At 67.8% G+C, this 20,890-nt stretch carries 17 protein-coding genes and 1 pseudogene; 11 read left to right on the plus strand and 7 right to left on the minus strand.

Features of this window, described 5'->3' with window-relative positions; translation table 11 throughout:
• Positions 1–210: 210 nt before the first annotated feature.
• The 4 genes from BN1186_RS15370 (at position 211) to BN1186_RS03470 (ending at position 5,236) form a co-directional block, all read left to right on the plus strand.
• On the plus strand, positions 211–852 hold the full coding sequence (locus tag BN1186_RS15370; protein ID WP_246043230.1) for a TetR/AcrR family transcriptional regulator: 642 nt from the start codon (positions 211–213) through the stop codon (positions 850–852).
• Positions 852–2,591, plus strand: coding sequence for an ABC transporter ATP-binding protein (locus BN1186_RS03460; RefSeq protein WP_040282536.1), 1,740 nt, complete (start codon positions 852–854; stop codon positions 2,589–2,591). The genes BN1186_RS15370 and BN1186_RS03460 overlap by 1 nt, the downstream gene beginning before the upstream one ends.
• Positions 2,591–4,732 (plus strand): ABC transporter ATP-binding protein, encoded by a 2,142-nt coding sequence (locus BN1186_RS03465; RefSeq protein ID WP_425471467.1) that lies wholly within the window; start codon positions 2,591–2,593, stop codon positions 4,730–4,732. The genes BN1186_RS03460 and BN1186_RS03465 overlap by 1 nt, the downstream gene beginning before the upstream one ends.
• 123 nt (positions 4,733–4,855) lie before the next feature.
• Positions 4,856–5,236, plus strand: a complete 381-nt coding sequence (locus tag BN1186_RS03470; protein WP_040282538.1) for a DUF2399 domain-containing protein — start codon at positions 4,856–4,858, stop codon at positions 5,234–5,236.
• 132 nt (positions 5,237–5,368) lie between these two features.
• On the opposite strand, the gene BN1186_RS03475 is transcribed toward BN1186_RS03470, so the two are convergent.
• The 4 genes from BN1186_RS03475 to BN1186_RS03490 are packed head-to-tail and all read right to left on the minus strand — an operon-like array spanning position 5,369 to position 7,818.
• Entirely contained in the window at positions 5,369–5,908 is a 540-nt protein-coding gene (locus tag BN1186_RS03475; protein WP_040282540.1) for a hypothetical protein, read from the minus strand.
• On the minus strand, positions 5,905–6,267 hold the full coding sequence (locus tag BN1186_RS03480) for a hypothetical protein (protein ID WP_139650798.1): 363 nt from the start codon (positions 6,265–6,267) through the stop codon (positions 5,905–5,907). Before BN1186_RS03480 ends, BN1186_RS03475 begins: the two co-directional genes overlap by 4 nt.
• Positions 6,268–6,277: 10 nt before the next feature.
• Complete coding sequence (locus tag BN1186_RS03485) at positions 6,278–7,525, minus strand: hypothetical protein (RefSeq protein ID WP_040282544.1); 1,248 nt, start codon at positions 7,523–7,525, stop codon at positions 6,278–6,280.
• Positions 7,522–7,818: a hypothetical protein gene (locus BN1186_RS03490; protein ID WP_040282546.1), complete on the minus strand. Its 297-nt coding sequence runs from the start codon at positions 7,816–7,818 to the stop codon at positions 7,522–7,524. The genes BN1186_RS03485 and BN1186_RS03490 overlap by 4 nt, the downstream gene beginning before the upstream one ends.
• A 64-nt stretch (positions 7,819–7,882) precedes the next feature.
• Between BN1186_RS03490 and BN1186_RS03495 the strand changes: the two genes are divergently transcribed.
• Together BN1186_RS03495 and BN1186_RS03500 are read left to right on the plus strand one after the other, a co-directional pair.
• The gene (locus BN1186_RS03495; RefSeq protein ID WP_040282548.1) at positions 7,883–8,725 is read left to right on the plus strand and encodes a VOC family protein; all 843 of its coding nucleotides are present in this window, start codon (positions 7,883–7,885) and stop codon (positions 8,723–8,725) included.
• A gap of 153 nt (positions 8,726–8,878) precedes the next feature.
• Positions 8,879–9,970 carry a PPK2 family polyphosphate kinase gene (locus BN1186_RS03500; protein ID WP_074436916.1) on the plus strand — a complete coding sequence of 364 codons (1,092 nt, stop codon included), beginning with the start codon at positions 8,879–8,881 and terminating at the stop codon, positions 9,968–9,970.
• A 134-nt stretch (positions 9,971–10,104) separates the two neighbouring features.
• Here BN1186_RS03500 and BN1186_RS03505 read toward each other — a convergent pair whose 3' ends face one another.
• A complete protein-coding gene (locus BN1186_RS03505) occupies positions 10,105–10,449 on the minus strand; it encodes a BlaI/MecI/CopY family transcriptional regulator (RefSeq protein WP_040282550.1) in 345 nt (114 codons plus the stop codon).
• A gap of 78 nt (positions 10,450–10,527) precedes the next feature.
• Here BN1186_RS03505 and BN1186_RS03510 point away from each other — a divergent pair, with 78 nt between their 5' ends.
• Positions 10,528–12,009 (plus strand): cytochrome ubiquinol oxidase subunit I, encoded by a 1,482-nt coding sequence (locus tag BN1186_RS03510; protein ID WP_040282552.1) that lies wholly within the window; start codon positions 10,528–10,530, stop codon positions 12,007–12,009.
• 15 nt (positions 12,010–12,024) lie between these two features.
• Positions 12,025–13,125 (plus strand): cytochrome d ubiquinol oxidase subunit II, encoded by a 1,101-nt coding sequence (gene cydB / locus BN1186_RS03515; RefSeq protein WP_040282554.1) that lies wholly within the window; start codon positions 12,025–12,027, stop codon positions 13,123–13,125.
• A 419-nt stretch (positions 13,126–13,544) separates the two neighbouring features.
• On the opposite strand, the gene BN1186_RS03520 is transcribed toward cydB, so the two are convergent.
• Positions 13,545–14,405 carry a hypothetical protein gene (locus tag BN1186_RS03520; RefSeq protein ID WP_040282556.1) on the minus strand — a complete coding sequence of 287 codons (861 nt, stop codon included), beginning with the start codon at positions 14,403–14,405 and terminating at the stop codon, positions 13,545–13,547.
• A gap of 159 nt (positions 14,406–14,564) precedes the next feature.
• On the opposite strand from BN1186_RS03520, the gene cydD reads away from it, so the two are divergent.
• Positions 14,565–16,304 (plus strand): thiol reductant ABC exporter subunit CydD, encoded by a 1,740-nt coding sequence (cydD, locus tag BN1186_RS03525; protein WP_074436917.1) that lies wholly within the window; start codon positions 14,565–14,567, stop codon positions 16,302–16,304.
• Positions 16,301–17,866: pseudogene (cydC, locus tag BN1186_RS03530) on the plus strand (thiol reductant ABC exporter subunit CydC); the annotation flags it as partial. The gene cydD and the pseudogene cydC, both read left to right, overlap by 4 nt.
• Before the next feature lie 224 nt (positions 17,867–18,090).
• Here the strand turns inward: cydC and BN1186_RS03535 are convergent.
• Complete coding sequence (locus tag BN1186_RS03535) at positions 18,091–19,266, minus strand: glycerate kinase family protein (RefSeq protein WP_040282558.1); 1,176 nt, start codon at positions 19,264–19,266, stop codon at positions 18,091–18,093.
• Between the two features lie 183 nt (positions 19,267–19,449).
• On the opposite strand from BN1186_RS03535, the gene BN1186_RS03540 reads away from it, so the two are divergent.
• Positions 19,450–20,799 carry a glycosyltransferase gene (locus BN1186_RS03540; protein WP_139650800.1) on the plus strand — a complete coding sequence of 450 codons (1,350 nt, stop codon included), beginning with the start codon at positions 19,450–19,452 and terminating at the stop codon, positions 20,797–20,799.
• Positions 20,800–20,890 lie beyond the last annotated feature (91 nt).

Genomic DNA, 20,890 nt, shown 5'->3' on the forward strand with positions numbered 1-20,890 from the left:
AGCCCCACAGAGTCACGGCCAGAACCACTCAGTTCAGTGCCCGCCGGGGTGCGGCGGCCGCGAATCCAGCTCGGTCGCCGATGACAGCGCGGCGCAGGGCAGCAGATGCCCCCTTGCCGGACTCCCCTGCGGACATCTCTGGAACCGCCCCTCGAAGTCCTTCCTGCATCACGGCTTGATGAGTGAGTGCTCACTCACTACACTCGACTCGTGACCCGAGCTACCCCCATGCCCCCAGAAGAGCGACGCGCCTCACTCATCGAGGCCACCCTGCCGCTCCTCCTCACCCACGGCCCCTCGCTCACCACCAAGCAGGTGGCCGAGGCCGCAGGCGTGGCAGAAGGCACCATCTTCCGGGCGTTCCCCTCCTTGGGCGACCTCATCGACGCGACCACGCGCGAAGCCTTCTCCGCAGAACGACTCCGCGCGGAGATCACGGCCATCGCCCCAGGCGACAGTCTCTTGAAGAAGACCGAGACCGCGCTCACCGTCCTGATGCAACGCATGGGCGAGATCCGCAATCTGCTGCACACAGTTCATCATGGGTCGGGCTTGGCTGGGGACTCACCGGGTTTCGACACCGCTCGTAGAACTCGCGGGCTCAACCAGCGGAACGTGGTCGACCAGCGTGGGGGTTGCCTGCGTGATGAGTTGGACGCCCGGCGACAGGAACTCGACGCCTGGCTCCTCGAGCAACTCGAGCCCCACATCGACGAACTGGCTGCCACACCTCAGGAGTACATTGAACTCCTGCGCACCCTCGCACTCGGCCACGTCTTGAACCACGACGCCGCGCTCACCGTCGAAACCCTTGCCCAGCTCGCGCTCCACGGCGCCGGAAAGGCCAGCTAATGCTCTCCCGCCTCGCGCGGCTCATCAACCGCTTCATCCGCCCCTACTGGGGCCTCCTCACCATCGTGATCGTGCTGCAGACCATCGCCACGATCATGAGCCTCTACCTCCCCACCCTCAACGCGCGCATCATCGACGAGGGCGTCGTCGTCGGCGACACCGGCTTCATCTGGTCCACCGGCGGCATCATGCTCATCCTGTCGGCCGTCCAGGGCGCCGCGCAGATCGGCGCCGTGTGGGCCGGCGCGAACGCCGCCATGCAGTTCGGGCGCGACGTCCGCACCGCCATCTTCAAGCGCGCCCTCGAGTTCTCCGCGCAGGAGCTCAACACGTTCGGCGCCCCGTCGCTGATCACCCGCAACACCAACGACGTGCAGCAGGTGCAGATGCTCGTCCTCATGACCGCCGTCATGCTCGTCTCGGCCCCCATCACCATGGTGGGCGGCGTGTTCATGGCCCTGCGCGAAGACGCTGGCCTGTCCTGGATCATCCTGGCCGCCGTCGTCCTCCTGGGCATCGGCATCGTCATCCTCATCACCAGGATGGGCCCGCTGTTCGAGGCCATGCAGAAACGCATCGACGCCCTCAACCGCGTCCTGCGCGAACAGATCACCGGCATCCGCGTCATCCGCGCCTTCGTCCGCGAACCCCACGAGGCCCAGCGCTTCGAACGCACCAACGCCGAACTGGTGGACGTCACCACCCGAGTCGGCCGCCTCATGGCCTTCCTCTTCCCCTTCGTCGGCTTCATCATGAACATCTCGACGGTGGCCGTGATGTGGTTCGGCGCCCAGCGCATCGAATCCGGCAACCTCCAGATCGGCCAGCTCACCGCCTTCATCGCCTACCTCATGCAGATCCTCATCTCCGTGATGATGACCACCATGCTGCTGGTCATGGCGCCCCGCGCCGCCGTCTCCGCAGACCGCATCATGGAGGTGCTCGGCACCGAATCCTCCGTGGCGCCGCCCACCAACCCGCAGTCGGCGACGGGCCGCGGCGTCGTCGAGTTCGACGGCGTGACCTTCGCCTACCCGGGCGCCGAGGCCCCCGTCCTCAAGGACATCAACTTCACCCTCGCCCCCGGCAAGACCACCGCCATCATCGGCTCCACCGGCTCCGGCAAATCCACCCTCATCAACCTCATCCCCCGCCTGTTCGACGTCACGGGCGGCCGCGTCCTCGTCGACGGCGTGGACGTGCGTAACTTCGACCCCGAGGACCTCTGGGCCCGCGTCGGCCTCGTCCCCCAGAAGCCGTACCTGTTCAGCGGCACCGTGGCCAGCAACCTGCGCTACGGCAAGCCCGATGCCACCGACGACGAACTGTGGGAGGCACTCACCGTCGCCCAGGCCGCGGATTTCGTCCGCGAACGCGACGGCGGGCTCGAGTCGCCGATCGCGCAGGGCGGCACCAACGTCTCCGGCGGCCAACGCCAGCGCCTCGCCATCGCGCGGGCCCTGGTGAAGAAGCCCGGCGTCTACATCTTCGACGATTCCTTCTCCGCCCTCGACGTCACCACCGACGCCAAACTCCGCGCCGCGCTGCGTCCCGTCACGCGCGACGCCGCGGTCCTCGTCGTGGCCCAGCGCATCTCCACCATCACCGGAGCCGACGAGATCCTCGTCGTCGACGACGGCGAGATCGTCGGCCGCGGCACCCACGAGCAACTGCTCGCATCCAATGAGACGTATCAGGAGATCGTCGAATCCCAGCTCAGCGCGGAGGAGGCGGCCTGATGACCGACAACACCGAGAACACCAGCGCCAATCCCTCCCCCGACGCGGAGGTGGTGGTCAAGGCCAACGAACGCCCCGAGCACGGCCCCACCGGCCGCGGCCACGGGCACGGCATGGGCGGCACCGGAGAGAAGGCCGCCAACTTCGGCGCCTCCGCCAAGCGACTCGTGCGCAACCTGCGCCCCGAACGGTTCTGGATCACCATCGCCATCGTGCTGGGCACGCTGTCGGTGGCGCTGGCCGTTGTCGGCCCCAAGATCCTGGGCATGGCCACCGACAAGATGCTCGAAGGCATCATCGGCAAGCAGTTCCCCGCAGGCGTCACCAAGGAGCAGGTCATCCAGGGCGCCGAGGCGGAGGGCAACACCGACTTCGTCGACCTGCTGCGCAACCTCGATTTCGTGCCCGGCCAGGGCATCGACTTCGGCGCCATCGGCACCATCCTGCTCATCGTGCTGGGGCTGTACGTGGTGTCGTTCGCGTTCAGCTACGGCCAGGGATGGATCCTCAACGGCGCCGTGCAGCGCACCATCTACCAGATGCGCCAACGCGTCTCCGCGAAGCTGGACCGGCTGCCGCTGAGCTACTTCGACAAGCAGCCCCGGGGCGAGGTGCTCAGCCGCGTCACCAACGACATCGACAACGTCTCCCAGACCCTGCAGCAGACCCTCTCCCAGTTGCTCAACTCGCTGCTGATGGTCATCGGCGTGCTGGTGATGATGTTCTGGATCTCGCCGACGCTGGCGCTGGTCGCCCTGCTGACCATCCCCGTCGCCATGCTCATCACCGGCATCATCGGCAAGCGCTCGCAGAAGCTGTTCGCGCAGAACTGGAAATCGACGGGTGAGCTCAACTCGCACATTGAGGAGGCGTTCACCGGGCATGCGCTGGTGAAGGTCTTCGGCCGCCAGAAGGAGGTTGAGGCCGTCTTCGCCGAACGCAACGAGGAGCTGTACCGGGCCGGCTTCGGCGCGCAGTTCATCTCCGGCATCATCATGCCGCTGATGTTCTTCGTCGGGAACCTCAACTACGTGGTCATCGCGGTGCTCGGCGGGCTGCGCGTCGCGTCGGGCACGATGAACATCGGCGACGTGCAGGCGTTCATCCAGTACTCGCGCCAGTTCACGCAGCCGCTGACCCAGGTCGCCTCGATGGCGAACCTCATGCAGTCGGGTGTTGCTTCGGCGGAGCGGGTCTTCGAGCTGCTCGACGCCGAGGAGATGACCGGGTTGGTTGAGCCCGCGAGCTCTGCGAGCGGTGTCGAAACCGCCAAGCGTGGAGACAGGTTGCAGGACAACTCACCGGGTTTCGACACGACCGCAGCTCCTCGTTCCTCGGAGGCGGTCGGCTCAACCAGCGAAGAGGCGGTCGGCTCAACCAGCGAAGAGGCGGTCGGCTCAACCAACGGGCGGATCGAGTTCGAGCACGTCGACTTCTCCTACTCCCCCGACACGGAGCTCATCCGCGACCTCAACCTGGTCGCCGAGCCCGGCCAGACCGTCGCCATCGTCGGCCCCACCGGCGCCGGCAAGACCACGCTGGTCAACCTCATCATGCGGTTCTACGACATCAACAGCGGCACCATCTCCATCGACGGCGTCGACATCGCTACCCTCTCCCGCGGCCAGGTGCGCAGCAAGATCGGCATGGTGCTGCAGGACACCTGGCTGTTCGGCGGCACGATCTGGGACAACATCGCCTACGGCCGCCTCGACGCCACGGATGAGGAGATCCTTGAGGCCGCCCGGGCCACGTTCGTCGATCGTTTCGTGCGCAGCCTCCCGGCCGGCTACGAGACGGTCATCGACGAGGAGGGCAGCAACGTCTCCGCGGGCGAGAAGCAGCTCATCACCATCGCGCGGGCCTTCCTGGCCGACCCGGCGTTGTTGATCCTCGACGAGGCCACCAGCTCGGTGGACACCCGCACCGAGCTGCTGCTCCAGCAGGCCATGGCCGCGCTGCGCACCGGCCGCACGTCGTTCGTGATCGCCCACCGCCTGTCCACCATCCGCGACGCGGACCTCATCCTGGTCATGGAGGACGGCGCCATCGTCGAGAAGGGCAACCACGAGGAGCTCATCGCCGCTGAGGGGGCGTACTTCGACCTGTACCAGTCGCAGTTCGCCGCGGCCATCGAGTAGCCGGGCCGGGTTGCGGCTCCGTCTCAGGTGGTCGATTCGATGGCACACGGGTGAGAATCGGCCACCGGAGAAGACTGTCGGTGCCCTCCGATAGGTTGGCCTCGACGCGACAAGGAGGTGAACGTGACCGAGCCCACGATCAGCTTCGCCTGGCTCAACGTCAACTCGCCGGGCGAACTCAAAGCCGCCTCCTACCTCTCCGGCCCCAACGCCAAGCAGTACCGCTTCATCGTGGTCGTCGAGGAGGCTGCTGACCGGCTTGGCCGGGGCTCGAAGCCGCTGGTCTGCACGTTCGGGGTGCCGTCACTGGCCACCCACCGTCTGCTGTCGGCGCTGCCCGCGAAGCTGTTCGTACGCGCCGACGCCGACGCAACAGGCTGGGGAATACTCCGAGGCCTGCTAGGCCGATACCCGGAGGCGCAACCATGGCGCATGCCGGAGGGGAGCGTCGGCTACGAGGAAGAAATCTTGGAGGATCTGATCGCCGATCTCGAGCCCACCTGACGGCGTCCTGTTCGGCAGGAGGATGGGCCCGCGGCTCGCCTCCTTCTGGTCAATATCTGCGCGACGCAGAACTTATCGCCGATTCCTCCCGCCACATTTCGGCTCCTGTGCGACCCGGGGCGTCGATCCCGATCAGGCCGAGGCGCCGTCCGGGCACTGCTCCACGGCGAGGGGCACGTACACCGACAGGGTCACCCTGCCCTTGAGGCCCAGCTGGAACCGGACGCTATCGGCGCGGTCCGCGGTGGCGATGAACTCGCCGCCGGCTGTGGCGGTGGAGGCGTCAAACCCGTCGAAGCCATGCTCGGCGAGCGCAACCTCCAGGGCGTCGAGCAGACCTTCGAGGCTGACGTCTGCCAGGTCCCGCCCGATGGGGCCGATGGTGCTGAGCACGACGCCGCACGCATCGTGGGCGCCAGTTCTGGAAACGGGCTCCCACTCGACGGGGCCCACCTCGGGCTCAGCGGCGGTCTGAGCGTCGGCGAGGATTTGGGCGTACTCGGGCGCTTCGGTGGCGACCGGGCTGGCAGCTGGCTCCGGGCGCCACGGCTCCGGCGACACCGCGGGGAACGACGTCTGCGCCGGGGTCGACGGCGGGCCGGGCTCCACCGTCGGAGTGCAGGCGGTGACCGACAAGAGGCCCACCATCAACGCCGCCGCGCCACGCTTCATGGGCGGACCAGAACCCAGGCCAGGATCCGTCCCCGGGCGCGCATCGTGAACTCTGCCCCGCTGCGATCAGAAGTCGCCAGTTCGAGGTAGCCGCCCGGAGTCGCCTGGAACTTGCCCGGCGCGAAGCCGTAGCGCTCGAGGAACGCGTTGAGCTCCTCGCGGAACTCGTCGACGTCCACGCCTCCCATGGCGACACCGCTACCCGCCACAGGGCCCACACGCACCGCGCCTCCGTCGACGATCTCGCTATCGGCACGGGGCTCCCACAGGAGCGGACCAAGTTGGCGTTCCACGAACTTCTGCCACGCATCCAGCAGCGGACCGTACCGCTGCGAACTCACCCGCATGCTGTCACTCATTCTGAACTCCTCACGGGTTCTCCACCATCATCGTGCCATTCATCCACCGCTGGTATTCCTCCTCGGTGAGCGTGATCTGACCGGGGCCGTGGTGGAAATTTCCGCTGTCCTTGGGGTACTCGAAGCTACCGCCTTCCGGCCCCCATGTGTTGTTGAGCACGATCATGCCGTCCTCCGTCACGTGATCGACGGTGTACGCATGCCCCGGCACCACGAACTTCTCGGGTGGCACCGTCTCGTAGTTCTGCGTCTCGACGGCACCCGTCGTCGCCACCATCACTGCGCCGGGAGGGTTGGCCTCACGCACCTGGCGGATCTCGTCAAGGCTGGTGTGCTCCGCGCGCACCTCGTCGACGTCGCGACCGGTGATGATCTTCACCGAGGTGGGGAAGTCGTAGCTTTTACGCTCCGGGAACTGCTGGCGCACAGCCTGCTCGTAGATCGAGAGGAAGTTCGGCTCGCCCGTGTAAGTGTTGTCGGCACCCTCCAGTTCGCCAGCCGCGTTGCGCGGGATGTCGCGCGGATCGACGTTGACCTCGATGCGTTCACCGGTTTCCGGATCATGCAGGGTCACCACATAGCTGTCGGTGCCGGGATCCCAGCGCACGTTGTCGCGGATGACATCAGGATTGGCCTCGCCCAGCGCCATCAGTGGCGACAGGAACGCGCAGAAACCGTAATCGCCCTGCGCGCTGAGGGCGATCTGCTCGCGGATCCCCTCGTCACTCATGTCGAGGGGACCACCGTCGAAGTACGGCAGGTCGATGCGGAGGACCGCCAGCAACGCGAGCGCAGCCCGGCCATCGGCTGCAGCTGCCATCTGCAACACGAGGCGGATCCGCGCCCCCACAGCACGGTTCAGGGCGAACAGCTTCGGGAGTTCATGGGCGTGATCGACGAGAGCACGCGGACTTGGGAACGTGGTCCCGCCATTGGTGACGACGATGTCGTGTTTCTGGGCGAACGCCAGCAGATCCTCGAGGTTGCCGCGCCGCGCCACCATCTCGCTGGCGGCGTCGCGCACGGTCTGGGCGGCACCCTCGTAGATCGGGATGACGTCGCGAACGGCCTCGGCATGTTCGCGGTGCCGCGCCGCACTCATGTCGCCCACCTCGTCGCGCCACTGGCTCTCGATCACACCGGCCGTGCCGTCCAACTTGTCGGCATACGTCGCCTTGTCGGAGGCATCCTCCTCGAAACCGGCGGCGGCTTCCATCCAATCGCCCTCATTGAAGGACTTCAGATCATCAACCTTCACAGCTCCGCCTGCCTGAAGAAGCCGCGGGACTCGGCAGCGTTGTGATCCTCCACGCGCTCATAGCTGAGGGCCGAGGCGATGACCGCGTCACTCAGGTCGCGCAGCCGCTGGCCCAGGGCCCTGTCTCCGTCCGCGAAATGGCCCTGCAACTGCCGGATCGCGTCGGTGGTCCTGAAGGCCGGATTGCCCTCCGAGCGACCCTTCCTGCTCTTCGCGGCAACGGCGTCGGCGAGCTCGGCCAGCCGTCGGCCCTGTTCCCGCACCCCTTCCGGTGTGATGTCGATGTCTCCCATGGGGGAAGCGTAGGGAACAAGGGGGTCACTTGCGTAGTTGAAAGTTCAACCGTAGGATGGAGGCATGAGTTTGGCACCCGAGACCCACATGGGCACCCTGGAACTACGCGTCCGCGACATGGGCACCATGCTCAGCTACTACACCGACGGCATCGGTCTCGTGCCGCTCTCCGACGAGCCCGGCGCGGCAGTGCTGGGCCTCGGCGACACCCCCGTCGTGCGGCTCAGCGAAGCCAAGGAACTCAGGGCCGCCCCCCGCAGCGCGGCCGGCCTGTTCCACACCGCCGTCGTGTTCGACGACCTGCCGGATCTGGCGCGCACGCTGGTGTCGATGTACACAAAGTATCCCGAGACGTTCGCGGGCACGGGCGACCACCTGGTCTCGCAGGCCTTCTACTTCACCGACCCGGAGGGCAACGGCGTTGAGCTCTACCACGACCGTCCGCGGGACCAGTGGCAGTGGACCAACGGCCAGGTGCAGATGGACACCCTCCACATCGACCCCGAGCAGTTCATCCGCACGCACCTCACCGAGCAGCCGGCGTCGCAGGCCGGGTCGCTGGGGCACGTGCACCTCCAGGTGGGCGACATCGCCTCGGCGCAACAGTTCTACGTCGACGCCCTGGGCTTCGACCAGACCTTCGCCATGCCGACGGCCCTGTTCGTCTCCGCCGGTGGCTACCACCATCACATGGCGATGAACGTGTGGAACTCCGCCGGCGCCGGCCCCCGCACCAGCGCGCTGGGCATGGGCGTGGTGGACATCGTGGTGCCCACCGCCGACGAGATCGCCGCCGCGGACGAGCGCCTGCGCTCCGCCGGGTTCCGCCCCGCGCACGACGGTCGCACGCTCACCGTGCTGGACCCATGGCGCAACGAGATCCGCCTCTCCCCCGCCGCTGACTGAAGCCATCTATCCGGCAGGCCTGAATTATCTCTACCGATTCGGGGGGGGTCGCTGTGGATTATCCACACCGAGGCCTCGCATCGGTAGAGATAAAGTTCCCGCCCCGAGATCAACAGGTCGCGCAACAATGGAGGGCGACCCGAAAGGACCCTCATGACTGATCTCTGGAGCCAGGACCCGCGGCAGGCACTGCGCGTCACCGACGACTTCGACCTCGCCACCTTCGACCGCAACTCAACCCCCGGCTGGGACGGCAAGAAGAAGGACGCCGAGAAGCACATCGCCGCGCAGGAGGGCCTCCTCGACGAGCTGCAGGAGCGACTCTTCGCGCATGGTCGCTCCGGCGGCACCAAGAAGATCCTCGTCGTCGTGCAGGGCCTCGACACCGCAGGCAAGGGAGGGATCGCCCGCCACGTCTTCGGCCTGTTCGATCCCCAGGGCATCCAACTGCGCAGCTTCGGCGTGCCCACCGAGGAGGAGCGCAGCCACCACTACCTGTGGCGCATCGAGAAGGCCCTCCCCCAGCCCGGCCGGATCGGCCTGTTCGACCGCTCCCACTACGAGGACGTGCTCGTGGCCCGCGTCGACAACCTCGTCGACGAGGACGTCTGGTCCAAGCGCTACGACGAGATCAACGAGTGGGAGAAGAAGCTCGTCGACGACGACACCGTGGTGCTGAAGTTCGCGATGATGGTCTCCAAGGACGAGCAGGCCATCCGTCTGATGGAGCGCCTCGACCGCCCTGACAAGCGGTGGAAGTACAACCCCAGCGACGTCGACACCCGCGCCAAGTGGGACGACTACCAGGAGGCCTACGCCGACGTCTTCCGCCTCACGAACACGGATCACGCGCCGTGGATGGTGCTGCCGGCCGACCGCAAGTGGTACTCCCGGCTGGCGGTGACCGAGGTGCTGCTGCGCACGCTCATCGACCTGGACCTGCGCTGGCCCGAGCCCGACGAGGGCTGGACCCCGCGGGAGGAGAGGGAGCGTTTGGCGGCGACGATGTCACGCGAGGCGTTCGAGGAGAGCTACGCCGACACCGAGGCCACGGTGATGAAGGCCATCGACAGCGGCCTCGACGCCTCTGAGGACGCGGCGGTGAAGCGCACGGCGGACAGGCCGGACGCTGAACGGGTCGCCGCGGTGCAGGAGGTGCAGGCCAAGCGCATCGAGCTGCTGTCGGACCTCACCGAGACCCTCGCCCACAAGCAGGAGCTGCTCGGCGAGATGAACGCTGGTTGAGCCTGTCGCTTCCTGAGCGTTCGCCGACGACGAAGGAGCCAACTTCAGGGACCGACAGATGGGCCGCCTGGAAAGTCACCGGGTTTCGACACTGCTCGCTGCGCTCGCAGGCTCAACCAGCGACCCGGCGACGCTCAGGGAGCGACGAGTGCGTCGCGCTCGGCCGAGGGCAGGCCGGCGGCGACCAGACGCAACGCATCGACGCGGGCCTCAGTGGGCACGCCGTCGAGGAGGCGGGCGATGTCGCGGGAGATGACCTCAGCCTGCGTGCCTCGCGCGGTGTACTGCCACGCCCGGTTGACGAGTTCGCGGTCTGCCAGTTCCTTCTTCGCCAGGCGGTCCAGCACCGTCATCACGGTGGTGTAGGCGAGCTCGCGCTCCTCGGAGAGCTTGGCGTGCACATCGGCGACACTCATCGCCGCGGGCGAAGCCCACAGCAGCTCCATCACACGCTGTTCGAGTTCACCCCTGGAAGACATGGCCTAAGCATAGGCGTAACCAATCCCAGTTTTAGCGACATGTTGTCGCAATACGACGCGAAGTAGTACGGTGCGCTCATGGATCCTGTGATTCTGGCACGGTGGCAGTTCGGGATCACCACCGTTTACCACTACCTCTTTGTACCCATCACCATCGCCATGTCGATGCTGGTGGCGATCCTGCAGACCATGTGGGTGCGCACTGGCAAGGATGCCTACCTGCGGCTCACCAAGTTCTTCGGCAAGCTGTTTCTGATCAACTTCGCACTGGGTGTCGTCACCGGCATCGTGCAGGAGTTCCAGTTCGGCATGAACTGGTCGGAGTACTCCCGCTTCGTGGGCGACGTGTTCGGCGCGCCGCTGGCACTCGAAGCACTTCTGGCGTTCTTCCTCGAGTCGACGTTCATCGGCCTGTGGATCTTCGGCTGGGACAAGCTCCCCAAGAAGCTCCACCTGCTGTCGATCTACATGGCGGCGATCGGCACGATGGTCTCGGCCATCTTCATCCTCGCCGCGAACTCCTGGATGCAGCACCCCGTCGGCACCACGTTCAACAACGGCCGCGCGGAACTCAACGGCGTGGAGGGTTTCCTCGAGGTGCTCACCAACCCTGTGTTCCTCGTCACGTTCCCGCACGTCATCTTCGGCGCCTACATGGTGGCCGGCGGCCTCATGGCTGCCGTCTGCGGCTGGCACCTCGCCAAGATCAACCGCGACGGCGAGGCCAAGGACGGCGACACGCAGGCCTACCGCTTCGGCGCCAAGTTCGGCGCCTGGGTGCTCCTGGTCGCCTCCGTGGGTGTCATCGTCACCGGCGACCTCCAGTCGAAGATCATGACCGAGGTGCAGCCCATGAAGATGGCCGCCGCCGAGGGCGTGTTCCAGACCGAGGACAACGCGAGCTTCTCCATCTTCACCATCGGCAGCCTCGACGGCACCGAGGAGATCTTCGCGCTGAAGATCCCCGGCCTCCTCTCCTGGCTGTCCGGCCACGAGACGGTCAAGGGCATCAACGACCTCCGCGAGGAGTACGACTCCGAGGGCTTCCTCCGCTACGACGACACCAAGACGCTCCTCCAGCAGGAGTACGCGGAAGAGTTGCAGGCCAACTATGAGGTTGACCCCATGCCGAACATCCCCATCTCCTACTGGACGTTCCGCCTGATGATCGGGCTCGGCTTCGTCGGCATCGCCCTGGCCGCGTTCACGCTGTGGACGCTGCGTAAGGATCGCCTGCCGAAGTACGGCACGGTGTGGACCACGCTGATGTTCGCGATGCCGCTGACCCCGCTGTTCGCCAACTCGTTCGGCTGGATCTTCACCGAGATGGGCCGCCAGCCCTGGATCGTCGCCGGCGTGCTGCCCACCCAGGCAGCGGTGTCGCCGACGGTGACCGCAGGCGAGGTGCTCTTCTCCATGATCGCCTACACCCTCATCTACGGCGGCCTCGCCGTCCTGGAGGTGTGGCTGTTCCTCAAGTACGCGAAGGCCGGCCTCCCAGAGGTTGCCCCCGTCGAGGTTCAGAAGGATCCCGATGCTCCGTTCAGCTTCGCTTACTGACAGGTGGAATGAGACATGTTGAATCTGCTTGAAACCACCGCCCAGACCCCCGTGCTCGCCACGGTCTGGTTCCTGCTCGTCGCCGTCCTGTGGATCGGCTTCTTCTTCCTCGAGGGCTTCGACTTCGGCGTGGCCATGCTGATCCCCGTGTTCGGCAAGAACGAGAAGGAGAAGCGCACCGTCGTCAACACCATCGGCCCTCTGTGGGACGGCAACGAGGTGTGGCTGCTGACCGCCGGCGGCGCCATGTTCGCCGCCTTCCCGGGTTGGTACGCCACGACGTTCTCGGCGTTGTATCTGCCACTGCTGCTGGTGCTGATCGGCCTCATCCTGCGTGGTGTGGCGTTCGAGTACCGCTCGAAGCACCCGCACTCCAGCTACCGCAAGATGCTGGACTGGTTCGCCACCGGCGGATCGTTCATCGTCACGCTGGTGCTGGGTGTCGGATTCGCCAACTTCGTGATGGGCCTGCCGCAGCGCACCATCGACACCCCCGCCGGCCCGGCGCCGCTGTTCGACGGCACCTTCTTCGGCCTGTTCATGCCGTTCGCCCTGCTGGGCGGCGTGATGCTCGTGGTGCTGTTCCTGGTGCACGGCTCCACGTTCCTGGCGCTGAAGACCAGCGGCATCATCCACGAGCGTGCTGAGGCGTTCGCCGCCAAGGTCGGCTGGGTCGCCACCGCGCTGGTCGCACTGTTCGTGATCTGCCAGAACATCTTCTGGCCCGCCAACTCGGAGTTCGGCAACCTGTCGATCTACGCATGGATCGCCGGCATCATCGCCATCGTGGCGATCGCGGTGTCGACGGTCATGAGCGGCAAGGGTCGCGACGGGTGGGCGTTCATCTTCACCGGCCTCACCGTCGTGACGCTCTTCGCCGGCATCTTCCTGAAGATGTACGGCAACCTGGGCTTCGCGCAGGATGAATCGGTGGCCATCGCCGAGCGCCTGAACGTGATCACCGCCGCGTCGTCGCCGACGACGCTGACCATCATGACCTGGGCGGCTGTGATCTTCGTGCCCATCGTGATCGCCTACCAGAGCTGGAGCTACTACGTCTTCAGCAAGCGCATCTCGACGAAGAACATCCCCGACGAGGTCGAGGTCGCGGCGTGACGAAACTCACCTTGAGAAAACGCCCCGATGTCGTCATATACGCACGATCGGGACGAAATCCGAAGGTGAACTGACACAGGTCCACGCATGGGGCCCGCTTCTCCGGAAGCGGGCCCCATGTCTGTGTCTGCCGTCTTCCCCCGGGCTGGGGCTGGGTCCCACATCTAGATTTGGGGTGGTCCACCACCCTGAATCAAGGAAAGCGCTGAGTAATCCTCCGCTTCCTGAACCGGGTGCCCTGCGCCCTGTCGCTTGTGCTGAGCCAGTCTCGAGACACGAGCGACTCGTCGAAGCGCAGGACGCGCGGGTGTCGATTCAAGCCCCCAGTTGCGCCTAGCGCCCTTCGACCAGCCGCGGGCGGCTGGCTCAGGGATCGCACTCATCAGCGTCTCCCTAGATGTGAGGCATGGGGGCCGAGTTCAGCCTTCGATGGGGAACACCCGGGCGCCGGGCTCCAGCACCACCTCAGCCCCACCTTCGGCAGTACCGCGGACCGCGACCGACGTCAGGCCGCGCCATTGCCCCTGAAGCTCATCCTCGACGGCCGCGAGCACCTGGTCGGGGGTGACCTCGGCGAGGCTGAACGGATGGGTCCCCGGCTCGCGAACCCACGGCATCACGAGCACCTCTTCGGCATCGAAGGAGCGTTTCCACCGGGCGGCGCGTTCGCCGTGCGGATAGTCGAGTTCAAGCTCGGAACCGGCCGCCTTGTTCTGGACCAGCAACGTGTACGCCTCGTCTGTGATCTGCCGCGTCTCGCTCCACAACGTGCTCAGCGCCCCCGGCATGTCATCGCTCAGCACCTCGGGTAGCGGCTCCCCTCCCAAGTGGTAGACCGGCTCGGCCTCCGTCGGCTTCTCCCCGCACTCCAGCGCGTAGGCCACCGCCGTCTCAGACAGCACCATCGCCTTGGCCGACGCCCAGCCCTCGTCACACTCCTGCCCGTGGGCGAGGTCGAGGAACTCCTGCAGCGGGAAATCCGCCGAGGTCATTGACACGCTCCGGCTGCCGACCTCGATGTCGCTGCTGGGAGTCTCCACGACGGAGTGGTGGAGCTTACGCGCCACCATCTCGCCTCCTGTGGGCTGGAGCACTGCGGCCACCTGCAAGGTGTTGATCTCCACCTCCGAGACACGCTCGGCATCCACCAACGCCTCAGTGAGCAGTTCATCGGCCACCTCGAGAGAGGGTGCCAGCCCTCCGTCTGCTTGCGAGCACGCCGCGAGGCCCAAGCCAGTCGTCACCGCCAACGCCACGTGTCCAAGCCACTTCACGGTCATGCGGCAAGAATAGGGTCTCGTGGGTCCACGCTTGCCCGGCACACCGGGCGGCCAAGCCAGCTTGTACTGACTGCCATGCACAACACCGGCCCGCTCGTAGGCAGGGGCTCGACCTGCACAGCGAACTGTCACCGTGGGTGTTGTGGGAGGATGACAGGCGTGGCCGGACCGATTCATCCCAGACTCCTGAAGCGCGCGAAGGCGACCCGCAGGTTCCTGGTGGCCACGGTCGTCGTCGGCGTCCTGACGGCCGCGCTGCTCATCGCGCAGGCCCGGCTCATCGCCGAATGGGTGACCCTCGCCTTCGACATCAAGACCTTCCCACCGGGCTGGGGCACCGCGCTGCTGCTCCTCGTGCTCGTGTTCCTCGGTCGAGGCCTGCTCGCGTGGGTGAACTCCTGGCTGGCGCACCGCAGCGCGGCCGAGGTGAAGTCCACCCTGCGTCGCGACGTCCTCGCGGCCAGGCTCAAGACACCGGTGGGTGCCGCGTCGTCGTCGTCGCTGGTGAGGACGGTCACGCAGGGGCTTGACGCGCTCGACGGCTACTTCAGCAAGTACCTCCCCCAACTGGGGCTCGCGGCCACCGTGCCGCTGCTGGTGGGCGGCACGATCCTGCTGACCGACTGGCAATCGGCCATCATCATCGCGTTCACACTGCCGCTCATTCCGGTGTTCATGGCGCTGATCGGCTGGACCACGGAGAAGGCGACCCGGCACTCCTACTCCGTCATGGACCGCCTGGCCAACCACTTCGGCGACCTCATCGCCGGCCTCCCCACCCTCCAAGCCTTCGCACGTGCCCGCGCGCAGAAACGCGGCGTCGACCTCAACGAGGAGCAGTACCGCAGCGCCACCATGAAGGTGCTCTACATCTCCTTCCTCTCCGCCTTCGCGTTGGAACTGCTGGCGTCGTTGTCTGTGGCCATCGTCGCGGTGACCGTGGGCTTCCGGCTGGTCTACGGTCACGTCGACTTCACCACCGCCCTCTTCGTCCTCATCCTCGCCCCGGAGGCGTTTCTGCCCGTACGGCAGGTGGGCGTCCACTTCCACGATTCGGCCGACGGCGTGGCCGCCGCGGATGCCGCCTTCGAGATGATCGACGACGCGGCCACCCACACCGGCACCCAGCCGGCACCCGCGGGGGACCTCGCCTTGGAGGACGTCACCTACACCTACCCCGGCTCGGGTGCGCCCGCCGTCGAGAGGCTCAGTTTGCGGGTGGGGCCCGGCGAGGTGGTCGCCATGAGCGGCTCCTCCGGCGGCGGCAAGTCCACGGCGCTGGCGATGGCGATGGGCTACCTCACCCCGGACGACGGCCGGGTGACCGTGGGCGGCTTGCCGCTGACCGACATCGATCTCACCTCCTGGCGCTCCCAGGTGGCATGGGTGGCACAGGAGCCGGGGATGCTGAACGGCACCGTCGGCGACAACGTCGCCCTCGGCCACCCCTCCGCCACCGCGGCCGACGTGGCCGCGGCGCTGGCCGACGCCGGCGCAGACTTCGAGCCTGACAAGCACGTGGGCGACGACGGCGAGGGCCTCTCCGCCGGCGAACGCCGGCGCGTCGCGTTGGCCCGCGCACTGGTGCGGATCCGGCTGGGCGGCGCCCGCCTGCTGATTCTGGACGAGCCGACGGCGGGCCTCGATGCCCTCACGGAGGCCCGCGTCATCGACGCCGTGCGCGCCACCGGCGCGGGCGCGCTGATCGTCAGCCACCGCCCCGCCGTCCTCGCGGCGGCCGACCGCGTCGTCGCGCTGGTTGAGCCTGCGCGTTCTGCGAGCAGTGTCGAAACCCCGCAAGCTGTGCTGCAGGCCGATGCCACGCTTGGCCGTTTCGACACGACCGCAATCGCAAGCTCGGATGCGGCCGGCTCAACCAACGAGAGGGGCGACCGATGAGAAGAACCCTCGCGCTCGCCCGCACGCTGATGGATTCGGTGCCGAAGGGCCGCAAGCTGTTCATCTACGCCGTCCTGCTCGCCACGCTCGCGTCGAGCTCCTCGGTGGCGCTGATGGGCGTGTCCGCCTGGCTGCTGTCGTTCGCCGCCATGGCGCCGCCGGTGCTGTACCTGCAGCCGGCCGCCGTCGGCGTGCGCGCGTTCGCGATCTCGCGCGGCGTGTTCCGCTACGTGGAGCGCATCGTCGGCCACGACCTCGCCCTGCGCATGCAGAGCGCCCTGCGCCTCCGCGTCTACGACAAGCTCTCCGCCACCACCCTCATCGGCCGACGCCGCGGCGACCTGCTGACCCGCGTCGTCGCAGACGTCGAAGCCATCAACGACCTGGTCGTGCGCGTGGTGATCCCCTTCCTCTCCGCCGGGCTGGTCGTCGTCGCCACGACGGTGATGTTCGCCGTCCTGAACTGGCCCACCGCCATCGCGCTGCTGCTGAGCGCCGTGCTGGCCGGCGTGGTGCTGCCGCTGTGGACGCAGCGCGCCAGCCTCGCCGTCGACGAGGCTGCGGTGCCCACGCGGGGTCGCCTGGCCGACGGCGTGCGCGAACTGGCCCGCACCTCCACCGACCTCGTGGCCTATGGAGCCGACGACGCCGCGCTGCAGAAGCTTCTGGCGGTGGACGACGAACTGCGCGAGCAGGAGGCGCGCGGCGCGTGGATCCGCGGGATCGCGACGGCCGGGCAGCTCGTGGCCGCAGGAATCGCGGTACTGGCGGCGCTGTACTTCGGCACGCGGGCGCTGGGGGCCGGCGCGTTGGATCAGCGGATGCTGGCCGTGCTGGTGCTCACCCCGCTGGCGCTGCACGAGGTGCTCGGCACGTTCGCGCAGGCCGCGCAAACCTACACCCGCGCCCGCTCCTCGCTGGACCGGATCTCCGAGGTACTCGAGGCCGAGCCGGTGGGCACCGGCGACGTCATCCCAGGCGACGGCGACCCCGGCCTGGTCTTCGACGGCGTCACCATCGGCTGGCCCGTCCCCGGCGGCGATGCGGCGGTGGTGCAGGAGGATGTGTCGCTGACGGTCGCCCCTGGGGAGAGGGTCGCCCTGGTGGGGCAGTCCGGCGTCGGCAAGACCACCGTCGCCGCCACCGCCATGGGGCTCATTCCGCCGCTGGCGGGGCACGTGGAGCGCGGCGGGCGCGTCGGCTACCTGGAACAGGACGCGCACATCTTCGCCACCACGGTCGCGGAGAACGTGAAGATCGGCGACAAGGACGCCACCGACGACGACGTGACCGTCGCGCTGGCCAAGGCCGGGTTGCCGATGGACCCCGAGCGGCGGATCGGTGAGTCGGGCACCACGTTGAGCGGCGGCGAGCGTCGCCGGTTGGCCCTGGCCCGGCTGCTCGTGGGACAGCGTGATCTGATCATCCTCGACGAGCCCACCGAACACCTCGACCGCGAGACCGCCACCGCCCTGATGGAAGATGTGTGGGCCGCGTTCGAGGACCATCCGGTGCTGGTGATCACGCACGATCCGGACGTGGTGGAGCGCTGCACCCGCGTCGTCCGCCTCGTCCCTGAGGGTGCCCCGGCGAGGCGCCATGCTGACCCAATCGTGAGGAACGAACGATTGGGCGAAGTAAACGAGCCCGGGAACGACGAAGTGCCACCGCAGCCGATCTGACACCTGGGCAACGGTGGTTACAGTGCCACGAAAGCTGCGGGCGCCCCTCGTCGTCGCCTGGCTCACAACCTCGCAGGGCAACGCTCAGGGAACGCGGATTCCTGTCACGACAACTGACGGGCAAGTTCCGCGGCGGCCTCACGGGCCACCCCGGCCGCGTCGCCCAGTGCCCGCTCCCCCGCGATGTCCCAGAGGGCGACGGCGGGGCCTTTGAACCCGGCCTCCAACCGCCCGGCGACCAGCGCCACGGGGAGGCCACGCCCACGCTCGGCCGCGGTGTCGGCGGCGAGACGACGCACCACGTCGACCACCTTGCCGCTGACGGTCTGCGCGTCGAAGGAGCCCTCTCCGGTGATCACGAGGTCGGCCTCGCGGAGGGCCTCGGGCAAGCCGATGGCCTCGGCCACCGTGCCGGCGCCGGAGGTGGTGACCGCACCCCAACGCTGCAGCGCGAACCCCGCGCCGCCTGCGGCTCCGGCGCCGGGCGCGCCGGGGTCGCCGCCGAGAACCGACGTCCACGCCCCCAGGTTCCGGTCCATTTCAGCGACGAGCGAGGCCCCGCCCTTCTGCGGGCCGAACACCGCCGCGGCACCCTCTGGGCCCAGCAGCGGGTTGGTCACGTCCGACAAGATGAGCGCCCCGCCCGGCGGCAGCGGCAGGACGTCGGCCCAGTCCACCCGGCTGATGCCCTCCAAGGCGGCGTTGCCGAGGGCGGGATGTCGAGGTGCCTGCGATAACTCTTCCGATTCGGGCCCTCGGTGTGGATAATCCACACCGACCCCCTCCTCAGGTAGAGATATTTCCAGGTCCCCGGATATCCCCTCTCCGTGAGGGCGCGCCCCCAGCGCGACGAGCAGGCCCAGACCGCCGTCGGTGGAGGCGCTGCCGCCGATCGCCAGCAGCAACCGGGGCGCCCCCGCCTCCAGCGCCGCCCGGATGGCCAGGCCGAAGCCCAAGGTGTGCGCTTCGCGGGGTGCCAGGTGGTTGACGGTGGTCAGCCCGCAGCACTCGGCCAGTTCCACGACGGCGGCGCCGTCGGCCAGCCGCACCCAGGAGGCGCGCCGCGGGGAGCCGAGGGCGTCCACCACGTCGACGGGGATCCGCTGGGCCCCGGGGAGCGCGGCGAAGGCGTCAAGCGTGCCCTCCCCGCCGTCGGCCATGGGGCGGAGGATGAGGTCGTCGCCGGGGCGGACCTGCGCCCAGCCCTCGGCGATCGCCCGGGCCGCGATGGCCGCGCTCATCGTCGACTTGAAGGAATCCGGTGCTATCACCACACGCATGCCCCACGCTAACCCGGATCCGGCCCGGGCGAACACCCCGTGAGCAATTGGATAGGGTCACGGCGCGACACGCCGGGAGAACGCCTGTTTTTGCCTGTGACCCCATCCAATTGCTCACGGCGCCACCCGCCCCACCGCCGAGCCGGTGCACTCCGTGGGCGGGCAGACGGCTAGAGTGTCGGGGTGACTTCAGCGGTGAATGCCGATGGGCGCCGCCTCCGCGTGGCGCAGTTCATCGACAACTATGGCCCAGGCTCGAACGGGCTCATGTTCGCCGTGCAGCAACTCGAGGGCAACCTGCTCGACGCGGGGCACGAGGTCATCGTCGTCGCCCCGGCCGCGAAGGGCCCCAACCCGCATCACGGCCGCGAGGGCCGCAGCGAGATCCGCCTCCCGTCGGTTCGGGTGCCGAAGATGCCCACCCGGGTCGCCAACGGTCGACACTTCGAGCGCACCATCGAACAGATCGGCAAACTCAAACCGGATGTACTGCACGTGCACGGCTTCGGCACCGTCGGCGTGCTGGGCACCTGGGCAGCGCAACGCCTGGGCATCCCCATGTTGCTGACGTGGCACACGGATTTCGACGCCTACGCAGACCACTACTCGACGGTGTTGCCACTGTTGACGGGAGTGGTGCGGGCATGGGCGACCATCACCCGCGGGGAACTCGTCAGCCAGCGCGACATCCGCCAAGCCGAGGTGCGCTACGAAGACCGGGGCCGCTCCACCGCATCGCTGCTGGCGGTGTGCCAGAAGATGCTCGAGACGGCCACCCTGGTGACCACGCCGTCGCCGAAGACGGCCACCCGCTGCCTGCAGATGACCGACAAGATCAACGTGCGGGTGGTGCCCAACGGCGTCGACCCACTCCCGCCCGGCCCCCCACCGTTCGACCTGCGGGTGGTGCCCAACGGCGTCGACCCACTCCCGCCCGGCCCCCCACCGTTCGACCACCCCGACGGCCCGCTGGTGCTGTACGCCGGCCGGATCGCGCCGGAGAAGGGCATCCCGCTGCTCGCCGAGGCGTTCACATTGGTGCACGCGCAACGGCCCGACGCGCGGCTCTGCATCGTCGGCGACTGGCAGCGCTACTCCACCATCAAGCGCATCCTCTCGGCCGGGCGCGACGCGGGTCGCGTCATCCTGCCCGGCGAGCAGAAGCGCGACGACCTGGGCGCCTACTACGGCATGGCGGACCTCTTCGCCTTCCCCAGCCTCACCGACACCCAGGCCCTCGTCCTCCACGAGGCCGCCCTCGCCGGCCTGCCCATCGTCTCGGTCGACCACGAGCTGCAGCTGGTCATCGAACCCAGCGTCAACGGCGAGATCACCCGCCCGACGGCGGCGTCGCTGGCCGCCGGCATCATGCGGGTGCTGGACAAGCTGCCCGACGACGCCTGGCGCGAGCGGGCCCGCGCACGTTCCGTGGAGTTGGGCTCGCAGTGGAGCATCGAGTCGCAGGCCGCTGAGATGCTGTCGATCTACGCCGAGGTCGCCGAGACGGGCCCGGGCCACGCGAAGCTGAAGTAGTCACCGGGACTGGTCCCCGGGTGCGGACCGCGAGCTCGCGAGCAGGGCGACGACGAGGGGCGCCCGCAGCTGACCTGCACCTCAACCACTG

Source organism: Tessaracoccus massiliensis (genome assembly GCF_000826065.2).
Classification (GTDB): Bacteria; Actinomycetota; Actinomycetes; order Propionibacteriales; family Propionibacteriaceae; genus Arachnia; species Arachnia massiliensis_A.